The sequence below is a fragment of the Aequorivita capsosiphonis DSM 23843 genome (genome assembly GCF_000429125.1).
Lineage (GTDB): Bacteria > Bacteroidota > Bacteroidia > Flavobacteriales > Flavobacteriaceae > Aequorivita > Aequorivita capsosiphonis.
The window spans coordinates 51,201-64,617 of record NZ_AUBG01000011.1 but is presented as its reverse complement, the minus strand read 5'-3'; the positions used below and the strand labels follow the sequence as shown (position 1 = coordinate 64,617).

The window sequence follows — 13,417 nt, the reverse complement described above, 5'->3', positions numbered from 1 at the left end:
TGCGGTTATAAAGACAGCCTATAAAACTTCAAAGATCAATAAATACGGAACAGATGAAAGTTAGATATGATAAAGCTGTGGATATTTTGTATATTCAAATAAGTGAATCTAAAGTAGAAGAGTCAATCGAATCTAAAAACGGAGTCATTATTGACTATGACGCAGATGGCAAACTTGTGGGCATTGAAGTCTTGAATGCCTCCAAAAATACTTTAGATCCTTTAAAAATGGTTTATGAAGTGGCATAAAGCCAAATATGTTTTTATATAATTTTGAATTGATCCCGATCATTTAAAAATTGAAAATGACGTCGGTTAGTTTCAATGTGTTTTTTCTCTAGTATTACGGTTTCAATAAATTCGTCAAAGGCAGAAGTAGAAATTTGCTTACCTAAAACATCATAAACAGCGGAATGGCCCACGTATTCGTGTTTATTGCCATCAAAGCCTACTCGGTTTACACCAATGCAATAGGTCATGTTTTCGATAGCTCTTGCACGCAACAAAGTATCCCAAGCCAGCGTGCGCACTTTTGGCCAATTTGCCACGTAAATCAATACATCATAATCTTCAGTATTTCTTGCCCAAACTGGAAACCGTAAATCGTAACAAACCAGCGGACAAATTTTCCAGCCTTTATAATTTACGATGATACGTTCCTTTCCTGAGGTATATGTCTCGTTTTCTCTGGCGAGCGTGAAAGTGTGCTTTTTATCATATTTCTCATAACTTCCGTCAGGAAAAACAAAATAAAGCCGATTGTAAAACTGATTATCTTCGGAAATAATCACACTTCCTGTAATGGCAGTTTGATGTTTTTTTGCTTCGGAAATAAGCCAATGTAATGTTTCCCCATTATTCGATTCCGCAAGATTTTCAGCATTCATTGAAAATCCTGTTGAAAACATTTCGGGTAGAATTATCAAATCTGTTTCCCCTTCAATCTTTTGGAATTTCTTCGAAAATAGCTGCCTATTGGCTGCTGCATCTTCCCAGTGCAATTCACTTTGAATGATTGTTACTTTTAAATTCTCTTCCATCTTTTCTTTTAAAATTACAGTTTCAATAGATTAAAAAAATTTATAGTTCCTTTAATATTTTTGCCGCTTCCGCCAATGTTTCATCCGTTTTCGCAAAACATACTCTTATTTGTTTAAAATCCCTTTTCCCTTCATTAAAAACAGAAGTTGGAATAGTCGCTATTTTATGCGCTTTCGTAAGTCGTTCCGCAAAAGTGATATCACTTTCATTTGAAATTTCAGAAAAATCCAGCATTTGAAAATAAGTGCCTTTGGAAGGAATTATTTTGAAATTAGAACCTTTCATTAAGTGTAGAAAGAAATCCCGCTTCTGTTGATAGAAATCCGAAAGTTTTAAATAGTGATTGGCATCTTTCAAATAAGTCGCAAAGCCTTTTTGAAAAGGATAATTTACACAGAAAACCACGAATTGATGGACTTTCTGAAACTCTTTCATCAAATATTTCGGTGCGGCGCAATAGCCCATTTTCCAACCGGTATTGTGAAAGGTTTTACCAAAGGAGGCGGTTATAAAACTGCGTTCTGCCAAGGCTTTAAATCTTGAAACGCTTTGATGTATATTTCCATCAAAAATAATATGTTCATAAACTTCATCACTCAAAACCAACAAATCATTTTTTTCTGCCAAGTCTTGTAATTCCAACATATCATCTTTGGTAAGAAGGGTTCCGCTTGGGTTGTGCGGAGAATTGATGATTATCATTTTGGTTTTTGAACTAATCTTATCGGCAACTTCCTGCCAATCCACGCCATAAAAAGGTGGCTTCAATTGAATAGGAACAATTTTTCCGCCGAATAATTCCACAGTTGGCGCATAGCAGTCGTAAGCTGGAGTGAAGATGATTACTTCATCCCCTTTGGAAATTGTTGCTGCGATTATCGTATAAATTGCCTGTGTTGCTCCTGCGGTAATTGTGATTTCGGTGTCAGGATTGTAGAAATGATTATGAAGGTTTTCAATCTTTTCTGAAATCTCCATGCGCAGTTCAAAATCGCCAGCCATCGGGGCGTATTGATTAAATCCATCGCGCATAGCTTGATCCACTAAGGCATTTAAAGCAGGATCACTGGGGAAGTTTGGAAAACCTTGTGAGAGGTTTAGGGCATTATGGTTTGCCGCCATTTTGCTCATTTTGGCAAAGATGGAGGTTGGGATGTTCGGTAGTTTGGAATTTTTAATCATTCGATACAGTGTTTATGAAAAATTCATTCCCTTAAAGTAATAATAATTATTGCGTTGTGAAAATTAAATGTCATCAACAAAAAAACCCTCACATCACTGCAAGGGTTTTAGTCTTAAATCTAATGTCTCAAGTCTAATATCTGTAATATTCAGGCTTAAATGGCCCTTCAACAGTTACACCAATATAATCGGCTTGTTCTTTTGAAAGCTCAGTAAGCTCAACTCCAATTTTTTCGAGGTGAAGTTTTGCAACTTTTTCATCTAAATGTTTTGGAAGCATATAAACTTCGTTTTCATAGTTGTCACTATTTTTCCAAAGTTCAATTTGAGCTAGCGTTTGGTTTGTGAACGAGTTACTCATTACAAAACTTGGGTGGCCAGTGGCGCAACCAAGGTTTACCAAACGTCCTTCAGCAAGAAGGATGATATCTTTCCCGTCAATAGTATATTTATCAACCTGAGGCTTTATTTCCACTTTTGTGTTTCCGTGGGTATTGTTCAGCCAAGCAACCGCAATTTCATTGTCAAAATGCCCAATATTACAAACAATGGTTTTGTCTTTCATCGCTTCAAAATGCTCGGGACGGATAATATCTTTATTTCCAGTAGTAGTAATAACGATATCCGCTGTTTTAACAACAGTTTCTAATTTTTTCACTTCAAAACCGTCCATTGCAGCCTGTAAAGCACAGATTGGATCAATTTCAGTAACTGTAACGATACTTCCCGCACCTTTAAATGAAGCTGCAGTTCCTTTACCAACATCACCATAACCGCAAACTACAACACGTTTTCCTGCAAGCATCACGTCCGTTGCGCGGCGGATTGCATCCACGGCACTTTCGCGACATCCGTATTTATTATCGAATTTACTTTTGGTAACGCTATCGTTAATATTAATAGCAGGCATTGGCAAAGTTCCTTTTTTCACACGTTCGTATAATCTGTGAACGCCAGTGGTAGTTTCCTCAGAAATACCTTTTACGCCAGCGGCAAGCTCTGGATATTTGTCCAAAACCATATTGGTTAAATCGCCTCCGTCGTCAAGAATCATGTTTAATGGCTTGCGGTCTTCGCCAAAGAAAAGAGTTTGTTCAATACACCATTCAAATTCTTCTTCACTCAAACCTTTCCAAGCATAAACAGCAGTTCCTGTTGCTGCGATAGCCGCAGCTGCCTGATCTTGCGTTGAAAATATATTACAAGAACTCCAAGTAACTTCGGCTCCCAAAGCTTGCAATGTTTCAATTAAAACAGCGGTTTGGATTGTCATATGAAGACATCCAGCAATGCGCGCGCCTTTCAAAGGTTGCTCTTTTCCGTATTCTTCACGAAGACTCATAAGCCCTGGCATCTCTGCCTCGGCAAGCTCAATTTCTTTTCTTCCCCAGTCTGACAGAGAAATATCTTTTACTTTAAAAGCCGTATAAGGCACAGTTTTAGTTGACATAAAAATTTATTTTTATTCCCGCGAGGGCGGGAAACTCGTTGTTATTAACTAATTTTGAATTATATTTTAAGTCTGCAAAAGTACAAAATATCCTTTAAGAATTTATGCCACTTTACAAAACTATAACAATCAACCCAAGCACTAAAGTCTTCATTTGGAAGATTGAAGAATCTTTCGAAGCACTTTCGGAAGGAATTTTCCTCACTAAAAAATGTTCTAGAAGAGTTGAAAATATGAAAAGCGACTTACACCGTCGCGGGTTTATGAGTATCCGGCATTTGATGGCTTTGGAAGGGTTTACAGATCATGATTTGTATTATGATGAAAATGGAAAGCCGCATCTAACCGGCGATAAACATATATCTATTACACATTCCTTTAACTTTTCGGCTATAATTATCAGTGATTTTGAAGTGGGGATTGACATAGAAAAACAGCGAAATAAAATTCTTAGAATCGCACATAAATTCACCCCCATTGAAGAATACCGAACCATGGCAAATGATGATGCCTTGATGCGAAAACTTACCATAGTTTGGTGCGCAAAGGAGTCGCTTTATAAGAGTTTTTCTGAAAAAGGCGTGAGTTTTTTACAGCATATAGATGTTGATGAATTCTCGATGGAAGACAATAGAACTACTGCAACTGTAACTTATGGAAACATAGAAGCAAAGTATAATATAGATTTTCTTGAATTTGAAGATTTTACTTGTGCCTATGCTCTTATTGCCGAGAAAAGTTAGATGGAAGGAATTTTCTACAACTCTTTTCTGAAATTAATTTCCAAAAGGGAGAAGCTACTTAGCATTTTGATTGACCCCGATAAGTTTGATATTTCTGAAGTAAAAGCATTTTTAAATATAATTCCGAAAGAAACCACGCATCTTTTTGTTGGTGGAAGTATTGTGGCAAATGACGAAACTGAAGAAACGGTAAGAGCATTGAAGACAGAAACAAAGCTTCCCATTTTTCTATTTCCGGGTGATCATTCACATATTACACCACTTGCAGATGCGCTTTTATTTTTAACCTTGCTCTCTGGAAGAAATGCGGAATACTTAATTGGACAACAAATAAAATCCATTTCGAAATTGAAAGATTCAGCGTTGGAGATTATTCCCACAGGTTATATTTTGATTGATGGCGGCAATGATTCTGCAGTTTCAAAAGTGACGAAGACCGAACCGCTTCCGCAAGAAGATATTGAAAAAATTGTGCACACGGCACTAGCCGGACAATTTATGGGCGCAAAACTCATTTATCTGGAAGCGGGCAGTGGTGCTAAGTTTCCCGTTAAGCCTGAAATTATTTCTGAAGTAAGAAGAGCGATAAAAATCCCTTTAATTGTTGGAGGAGGGATCAAAACAGAAGCGCAAAAACAAAACGCATATAAGTCCGGCGCAGATATGGTTGTAATGGGAACGGCCTATGAGTAAATTCCAAAATTCAAGCCCCAAATAACAAAATTCAAATTTCATTAAATTTCAAATAACTAAATTTTGCAACTTGAAACATGTGTCGTGCAACTTCAAACAAGCAACTGTAAAGCGCCTGACCGCCTTAGATGGAAATATCTATATAATCGTAATTTTGAATAAATTGAAGAAAAATTAAAACCTTAGCAAACCTCAGATGAACGCTATTTTTGATTGGTTTTTTGCGCAGTATAATGATATTCCAACCTATTTGATAGTCTTGGAAATTATTGGTGTTTTCTTTGGATTTCTGAGTGTTTTGTACGCCAAACAGGATAACATTTGGGTGTATCCAACTGGCATTATCAGTACTGCCATTTTTGTTTATATACTCGCTATCTATGGTCTTTTAGGCGATATGATGATAAACGCCTATTATTTCTCCATGAGTATTTATGGTTGGTATGTATGGACACGAAAAGTGGACGACACACATTATACACCGATTACTAGAACTACTAAAAAAGAACATAAGACTTCCATTTATATTTTCATTGCGACCTTGATCTTCGTTTTCGCCGTTTATGAAGTTTTTGACAAATGGAATAGTTGGACGGCCTATGTAGATACAATTACCACCGCTATTTTCTTTGTGGGAATGTGGTTAATGGCGAAGAAAAAAGTGGAAAACTGGATTTATTGGATTATTGGAGATGTTATCTCTATCCCGCTTTATCTTTATAAAGGACTCGTATTTACTTCGTTTCAGTACGTATTATTTACTATTATTGCCATTTACGGATATCGCGCTTGGAAGAAAAATTTAAACATCCCCGAAACCAGTCTGCTCAATTGATAAAAGTAGTTTTATACGGCCCCGAATCTACAGGTAAAACCACTTTGGCAAAACAGTTGGCAGCGCATTATAGCACCTCTTGGGTGCCTGAATTTATGCGGGTTTACCTTGAAGAAAAGTGGGATTTAAAGAAAGAATTGGTTGCCAGAGAAGACCTGCTCCCAATAGCAAAAGGACAATTAAAACTGGAAAATGATATTTCACAACAGGTTGAAAAACTCCTTATCTGCGATACGAACTTGTTGGAGCTAAAAGTGTATTCTGAATATTATTACGACGGATTCTGTCCTAAAGAAATAATTAATGAAGCAACGAAGGATAATAATTGCATCTACCTTTTAACGTATATCGATACAACGTGGGAGCCTGATATTTTGCGAGACCGACCCAAGAATCGTGAAGAAATGTTTCGTATTTTCGAAGCCGAATTAAAAAAACAGGATTTCCCTTATAGAATATTAAAGGGGAACGAGGAAGAGCGATTTAATACAGCGATTGGAATTATTGATCAACTGTTGAAAAATTAGAAACCTTTGTGCCCTCTGTGACTCTGTGGTATTATCACCACAAAGGCACAGAGGGCACAGAGCAAAAATTAGATTAAGAATGTTTACTGAAAAAAATATACAGCAGATAAAAGCACACGGTCTTTCCGAAGCGAAAGTTAGAGCCCAACTCCAGATATTTAAAGATGGAATTCCTTATGCGAATGTAGTGGAAGCGGCGTCTGTAAATAACGGAATAGACCTCATTTCGGAAGAAGAGCAACAGCATTTTGTTAATCTTTTTGAAACGGAGAAAGACAATTTAGATTTGCTAAAGTTTGTTCCAGCTTCTGGTGCAGCCACGCGAATGTTTAAATTTCTACATCAGTTTTTGGAAAACTATAAGACAGATGAAGACATTGACTTATTTCTTCAAAAAGAGGAAAATGTAGATCTGAGAACATTCTTTAATTCAATAGATGTTTTTGCCTTTTCAGGTTTGGTAAAAGAAAAATTGGAAGAAAAGTATCCCGATTATGTCAGTTTTAAAAAGGGAAAAAGATACTATTTGTTCGTTCAAGAAATGCTTGAAGAGACTGGTTTAAACTTTAGCAATACGCCAAAAGGCCTTGTTCCTTTTCATAAATATGGAGAAGACTACGTTACTGCTTTTGGTGAACAGTTATATGAAGCAGCTTTTTACGCAACTTCCAATGGAACATCAAACCTGCATTTTACCGTTTCTGAAGATCACGAAGAAAAGTTCAAAAAACGCTTTGACGATGTAGAACATATTGTTGAAAAGAAAACAGGAGTGAATTTCGATATTTCCTATTCCTTTCAGAAAAAAGAAACAGATACGATTGCTGCAACGCCAGAAAATGGAATTTTTTTGGATCAAAATAGTGATTTGCTTTTCCGCCCTTCAGGGCACGGCGCGTTGCTTCAGAATTTGAATGATGTGGACGCAGATATCGTTTTTATCAAAAATATTGACAATGTAGTTTCTGAGAGTTATGTTGAAACGATTGCTTTTCAGAAAAAAATGTTGGCTGGAAAACTGATTTCGGTTCAACAGAAAATATTCGGATTTGTAGAAAAACTTCACTCTGAAAATGTTTCTGAAGAAACGTTACGAGAAATAACAAGTTTTATTTTCGAAGAGTTAAATGTTCAAAATATTATAGTGGATAAGGAAAGGCTGCTAAAAATTCTAGAACGTCCCATCCGTATTTGTGGCGTTGTGGAAAACACGGGCGCGCCTGGCGGTGGTCCATTCTTGGTAGAAGACAAAAATGGAAATCTTTCCTATCAAATTGTTGAAATGTCGCAAATTGACATTCATAATCCAGAACAGAAAGCCTTGGTTGATATGGCTACTCATTTTAATCCTGTAGATTTAGTTTGCGGTATTCGCGACTACAAAGGTGTGAAATACAATCTTTTGGAATTTTCAGATCCTGATACTGGTTTTATTTCGAATAAATCTTATCAGGGAAAAGCTATAAAGGCACTTGAATTACCTGGATTGTGGAATGGCGCCATGGCAAACTGGAATACGATTTTTGTAGAAGTGCCGCTTATTACTTTCAATCCTGTAAAAACAGTTAACGATCTTTTAAACGAAGTACATCAACCAAAGTGAACATAGAAGTCTTAATATCAGAACTCAGTTTTAAAGCCATCCGCAGCAGTGGTCCTGGCGGGCAGCATGTTAATAAAACGGCTTCAAAAGTTGAGGTATCGTTTAATTTGAACGCTTCCCAAGCCCTTTCGGAAAGGGAAAAGGAGCGACTAAGGCACAAACTATCTTCAAAAATCTCTTCAGAGGGATTCATAACGCTCCAATGTGGCGAAACTAGAAGTCAACACCGAAACAAAGCTATTGTAATTGAGCGATTGATTCAAATTCTTCAACAAAACCTAAAAGTTGCGAAGCCGCGAAAAAAGACCAAACCATCAAAAGGTGCCATAGAGCGGCGTTTAAAGTCTAAAAAAGAAAACGCTATGAAAAAGGCCAATCGCAAACCTCCCAAATATTAATAGCATTTATACAGAAAGTGTATAAATTTTACACGAATTCATTTCTTCTTACACACTTTTTTAAAAGTTTACTAAACTTATATATTCTCTAAAATACTGATAACCAATATTTTAATATTGGTTTTGGTTATTGTTGTTCTATGGCACTACTTTTTCTATATACAAGACAACAAACAAACTTAGAAACATATATAATAACTAGTAAAAAATACAAACTATGAAAAAGTTAATTTTAAGTGCAGCAATCGTATTAGGAGGTTTAACTGCCGTAACCGCACAAACTGACAAAGAAGTAACTGCAATGAACGAGAAGCCACAAACAGCGGTTGAAGCTCAAGTTGAAAGCCGCTTAGATGCCGCTCAAGATGTTGAGAATACAGCTGTAGAAGAAGTTGCTGCTACTGAAGTTGCCGCTGCCGATGTTGTGCAAGACTACAAAGAAGTAAAGTCTGCTGATTTGCCACAGGCCGTGAAAGATGCAGTTGCTGCAGATTTTGACGGAGCCGCTATTTCTAAGGCTTATGTGAATGCCCAGGGAGATTATAAAATTGAACTTGCCACCGCTGATGCTAAACAAGCAACAGTATATGCAAATGCAAAAGGTGAGTGGATTAAAAATGAATTAAAGAAGCAGTAAGCTGCAGGTATTTTAGATTCAATACTTCTGAAAAAGGCGTCCTATTATTGGATGCCTTTTTTTTGTGATAATTTTAGAGATTGGCCTCTCATATAGTCACTATTTTTACCTTTTTAGAAAATGTGATGACGCAGAAAATACACATAATTGAAGACGACGCAGCTTTTGGAAAAATGCTCACCTCTTTCCTTGAACGGAAGGGTTTTGAAGTTAGCGTTTCCCTTACTGGGGAGGGTGGACGAAAAGCTTTAGACGAAAACCAATTTGATCTTCTAATTACCGACCTAAAATTACCGGATGACTCAGGGCTTGAGCTGTTGGAATACTCCAAAAAGATTGCTCCAAAAACAAAAGTTATTTTAATGACGGGTTACGCCGAAGTGGATACTGCGGTAAAAGCTATCAAAAAAGGTGCTTTAGATTATATTTCCAAACCCTTTAGACCTGAGGAGCTGTTGATGATTATTGAAGAGGATTCTAAACAGAATGATGAATTTACAGTTGAGAATAAAGGTTTTTTGAAAGCGAAATCAAAAGAAGAGAAGCCAGATTCATCAGTTAAACAAAGATCACAACCTAGATTTGTTGTTGGAATCAGTGAGTCTTCAAAGAAGTTTAATGAATATATAAAGCTCGTTGGACCTACAGATATGTGCGTCTTGATTCAAGGTGAAAGTGGAACTGGAAAGGAAGTTGCTGCAAAAGCGATTCATGATTTTAGTTCCAGAAGAAATCAAAGTTTTGTTGCTGTGGATTGTGGTGCGATTCCGAAGGAGATTGCGGCCAGCGAATTTTTTGGTCACGTAAAAGGAAGTTTTACAGGCGCCATAAATGATAAAAAAGGACATTTTGAAGCCGCTCACGGTGGAACTCTTTTTTTAGATGAAGTAGGGAACCTTTCCTATGAAAATCAAATACAATTGCTGCGAGCCTTGCAGGAACGAAAAATAAAACCAGTTGGAAGTAATACTGAAATTGAAGTTGATGTCCGTATTCTTTCAGCTACCAATGAGGATTTGTTAAAAGCTGTTGCTGACGGGAAATTCCGAGAAGATTTATATCATCGGTTGAATGAGTTCTCCATCCATATTCCCTCTTTACAAGAAAGAAAGGAAGATCTATTCCTTTTTATAGAATACTTTTTGGCTGAAGCAAATGCATCTTTAGGAAAAGAAGTTTTGGGACTTTCAAAAGAAGTGGAAGAAGCTTTTAAAAATTACGCTTGGCCAGGAAACCTTCGGGAATTGAAAAATGTTATAAAACGCTCTGTTTTACTAACGAATGCTTCCTTGGTTCCATTGGATGTAATTCCCAGAGAAGTGCTTTTTTCTAAAAAAGTGGAACCAGAAAAAGTAGATTTTTCAAAAGAAAGCAATGAAAAGCAACTAATTCTAAACGCCTTAAAAGAAGCCGAGTTCAACAAAACCAAAGCCGCAAAGTTGCTGAATATTACTCGTAAAACGCTTTATAACAAGTTGGAGCACTATCAAATAGAGCTTTAAGCTATCTGTTTTCTAGAGCCTTTTGTAAATCCCTTATATTCAATATCAGTTTCTCTAGGTCTATTTGTACTTTATTCCAATACGCGTCATTTTTAAATTCATCATATTCTTCCATCCTTTCAAGAATCGGAATCACATTTCTAGCATTTATCTGTCTAAACATGGTTAACATCCGGTGTGCTATTTCCTTGATAGTTTCTAAATCTTTTTCAGCTATACATTGCTTTATTTGCTGCAAATCTTTTTCTGTTTGCACATCAAAAATTGATAGCACTTCTTCCAAAGCTTGTGGGGTGTTTAAAAATGATTTTAAAAGAGAAAGATCAAATTCTTCGGAAGTGGATGAATCTGTTTGAGCTATTTCCTCAAAATCTGAATTTTCAGAAAATCCTTTTTGTTCTGAAAAAATCCGCTCTAAGGCTTTAACCAAGGCCTGTTTTGAAAAAGGTTTGGGAAGCATTTCAGAAAATCCTTTTTCCAGATAGAAATCCCGGCTGTGTTCTCTACTTCCGGTCATTGCGATAATTGGCTGGTTTTTATAAGAAGCTATGGCGCCTTCTTTTAAGCTTTTTAAAACAAAAAAACCATCCGTATTGGGCATTTGAATATCGGTTAATACAAAATCAAAGTCTGTCTCTTTTGCCGCAGATGCAAAATTTGCGTAACTGTTAAATGCTCCAGAAGTAATATCCATTTGTTCAAAAATCTCCTGTAACAGCGAACGCATGGCATCGTCATCATCAATGATAACTGCTTTTAATCCACTAAATGAATTGGTGGTTTCAGTAGAATTTTTAGGAGCAATCCTTTCCGAGTTTTTTAAGGGGAGACTTAATATGAATGTGCTTCCTTCGTCTAGAACGCTTGCCACTTTTAAAGTTCCGCCTAAAAGTTCTGTCAGCTTTTTTGAGATAGCCAATCCCAGGCCACTACCGCCAAACTTGTGGGCAATTTCAGTTTCTGCCTGTGTAAATTCGTTAAAAATTAACTGTTGCTTTTCCTTTGAAATACCAATTCCCGTATCAATGACAGTGATTTGAACGGTGGAAATTTTGTCCTTCTTTTCAACTTCGTCAACTCTTATTTCGACACTTCCATTTTCGGTAAACTTAAATGCGTTGCCTATTAAGTTGTTGATAACCTGCCGAATTCGCAACGGGTCACTTTCAAAAATCTGGTTCTTTATCTTATCAGAAATTGAAATTTTTAATGCTACCGGTTTATCTGGATATTGTTGTTTTACTGCGTTTCCAGCATCTACAATAATATTTTCCAATGAAAATGGAATGCTTTCCATCGGTAATTTTCCAGCTTCCAGTTTTGAATAATCTAGCAAGTCATCTACCAGATGCGAAATAAAATATGAACTTGAAGTAATCTGCCCTAAATAATACTTCTGTTTTTCCGTAAGTGATGAGTTTCCAAACAATTCTGAATAACCGCTTATGGTATTTAAAGGTGTCTTTAAATCGTGACTTACTGTGGAAATGAGTTGTTCGCGACTTTTCAAAAGCATTAAGGCATAGTCCTTCGAATCTTCCAGATTTTTCTTAAACTTTTCAGCTCTAAAAAAGTCGGATAGGATAAAGTATGAAAATAACAAAACTACAATCCCGCCTAAGATCCCGGCAAACTTTAAAACCTCGCCCGTTCTATTCATGGATTGCGCTCTTTGCTCTTTTTCCAAGTTGTTATTCTTAGTAATTTCGTTGTCGAAACTTGTTATAATTTCCCGTAAACGTTCTGAAATTTTAAGATCGTTGCGGATCAATTCGTTTTCCTTTTGCATTAAGGATTTTCGGATTCGAGAGCTTTCCTTCTTAGCTTCCGCAACTATATAGCGGGAAGCTGCCAACATAGAATCTACGGTTTTTGACCGTACCGTTGAGGTGTCGCGTGTTGCATCGCTATTGAGATAATCTGCATAAGATTGATACACTCTACGCTCTCTACTGCTTAATTTTGATGGATTCTGGACTAAGGATTCCACGGAGTTTAATCCTACTGAAGACTCCAATTTACGTACTTCCCGCATGATGTCATCGAGGGAAGTATCTTTTTGATTGGTTAACCGCAGAATCCGCAGCTGCTCGATATTTCGATTTTTATCTTCAAGTAAAAATTTTACGCTATCCAGCTGTACTGCTTGAAAACTGTTGATAGCGAGCAACTTTATCTCTTCTATTTTTTTGAAAAGCGAATCATTTTTTGATGTGTACTTCTCAAAATCTTCATCGCTTTCCGTTAAAAGTGCTAGCCTTGAAAATCCGTCTGTTTCGTAAAGTAAATTAATAAGCGTTCCTGTTTCAATAAACTTTTTTTCACCTTTAGAATCATTGACTGCAGCGGTGTAGTTTTTAAATTCAGAGAATAAAAACACACCCACAAGCACGGATAAAGCGCCTAGTAACAAATAACTAAGAATGATTTTGAAAGTAAATCTATTTTTTGAAGTGGCCATTGGCCAAATGTAAAGACTATCTTAAAATTGAAGTATTAAGGATATGGTAAAAAAATGATACTTTGACTACGCTCAGTAACCGAGAAAACGGAAGGGAAATCGAAATCGAAAATAAAAGTGAATATGAAATCGAAAAAAGATATGTAATTTTGCCGAACATCTCAAAGGGGTGCCAAGGGATTTTAGATTTCGGATTCTAGATTTTTGATTGCAGAAGTAATTCTGAAATCATTAATCGAAATCTACAATCGAAAATCATTCTGGCTGAGATTATACCCAAAGAACCTGGGCGGGTAATGCTGCCAAGGGAAAATAATAGGAACCCCCTGTGATATTGCACGACGCA

Annotated in this window: 13 protein-coding genes; 9 read left to right on the top strand and 4 right to left on the bottom strand. The window is 36.6% G+C overall.

Annotation, left to right across the window (positions count from 1 at the left end):
- The first annotated feature begins 53 nt into the window (after positions 1-53).
- The gene (locus tag G440_RS0109425) at positions 54-248 is read left to right on the top strand and encodes a DUF2283 domain-containing protein (protein WP_026451080.1); all 195 of its coding nucleotides are present in this window, start codon (positions 54-56) and stop codon (positions 246-248) included.
- Positions 249-262: 14 nt separating this feature from the next.
- Here G440_RS0109425 and G440_RS0109420 read toward each other — a convergent pair whose 3' ends face one another.
- From G440_RS0109420 to ahcY, 3 genes are all read right to left on the bottom strand, one after another.
- Positions 263-1,039: an amidohydrolase gene (locus G440_RS0109420; RefSeq protein WP_026451079.1), complete on the bottom strand. Its 777-nt coding sequence runs from the start codon at positions 1,037-1,039 to the stop codon at positions 263-265.
- A 40-nt stretch (positions 1,040-1,079) separates the two neighbouring features.
- Positions 1,080-2,222 (bottom strand): methionine aminotransferase, encoded by a 1,143-nt coding sequence (locus tag G440_RS0109415; protein ID WP_026451078.1) that lies wholly within the window; start codon positions 2,220-2,222, stop codon positions 1,080-1,082.
- Between the two features lie 133 nt (positions 2,223-2,355).
- The gene (gene ahcY / locus G440_RS0109410; RefSeq protein WP_026451077.1) at positions 2,356-3,672 is read right to left on the bottom strand and encodes an adenosylhomocysteinase; all 1,317 of its coding nucleotides are present in this window, start codon (positions 3,670-3,672) and stop codon (positions 2,356-2,358) included.
- A 104-nt stretch (positions 3,673-3,776) separates the two neighbouring features.
- Between ahcY and G440_RS0109405 the strand changes: the two genes are divergently transcribed.
- From G440_RS0109405 to G440_RS0109370, 8 genes are all read left to right on the top strand, one after another.
- Positions 3,777-4,415 carry a 4'-phosphopantetheinyl transferase superfamily protein gene (locus tag G440_RS0109405; RefSeq protein WP_026451076.1) on the top strand — a complete coding sequence of 213 codons (639 nt, stop codon included), beginning with the start codon at positions 3,777-3,779 and terminating at the stop codon, positions 4,413-4,415.
- A complete protein-coding gene (locus G440_RS0109400; protein WP_026451075.1) occupies positions 4,416-5,108 on the top strand; it encodes a phosphoglycerol geranylgeranyltransferase in 693 nt (230 codons plus the stop codon).
- Positions 5,109-5,304: 196 nt separating this feature from the next.
- A complete protein-coding gene (gene pnuC, locus G440_RS0109395; protein WP_026451074.1) occupies positions 5,305-5,943 on the top strand; it encodes a nicotinamide riboside transporter PnuC in 639 nt (212 codons plus the stop codon).
- Positions 5,940-6,470, top strand: coding sequence for an AAA family ATPase (locus G440_RS0109390; RefSeq protein WP_084426689.1), 531 nt, complete (start codon positions 5,940-5,942; stop codon positions 6,468-6,470). Before pnuC ends, G440_RS0109390 begins: the two co-directional genes overlap by 4 nt.
- Positions 6,471-6,549: 79 nt before the next feature.
- Complete coding sequence (locus G440_RS0109385; protein WP_026451072.1) at positions 6,550-8,073, top strand: DUF4301 family protein; 1,524 nt, start codon at positions 6,550-6,552, stop codon at positions 8,071-8,073.
- The gene (gene arfB / locus G440_RS0109380; RefSeq protein ID WP_026451071.1) at positions 8,070-8,471 is read left to right on the top strand and encodes an alternative ribosome rescue aminoacyl-tRNA hydrolase ArfB; all 402 of its coding nucleotides are present in this window, start codon (positions 8,070-8,072) and stop codon (positions 8,469-8,471) included. Before G440_RS0109385 ends, arfB begins: the two co-directional genes overlap by 4 nt.
- 217 nt (positions 8,472-8,688) lie before the next feature.
- The gene (locus G440_RS20670) at positions 8,689-9,108 is read left to right on the top strand and encodes a hypothetical protein (protein WP_051285261.1); all 420 of its coding nucleotides are present in this window, start codon (positions 8,689-8,691) and stop codon (positions 9,106-9,108) included.
- A gap of 125 nt (positions 9,109-9,233) precedes the next feature.
- Positions 9,234-10,610: a sigma-54-dependent transcriptional regulator gene (locus G440_RS0109370; protein ID WP_026451070.1), complete on the top strand. Its 1,377-nt coding sequence runs from the start codon at positions 9,234-9,236 to the stop codon at positions 10,608-10,610.
- A 1-nt stretch (position 10,611) separates the two neighbouring features.
- On the opposite strand, the gene G440_RS0109365 is transcribed toward G440_RS0109370, so the two are convergent.
- A complete protein-coding gene (locus G440_RS0109365; RefSeq protein ID WP_026451069.1) occupies positions 10,612-13,071 on the bottom strand; it encodes an ATP-binding protein in 2,460 nt (819 codons plus the stop codon).
- Between the last annotated feature and the right edge of the window lie 346 nt (positions 13,072-13,417).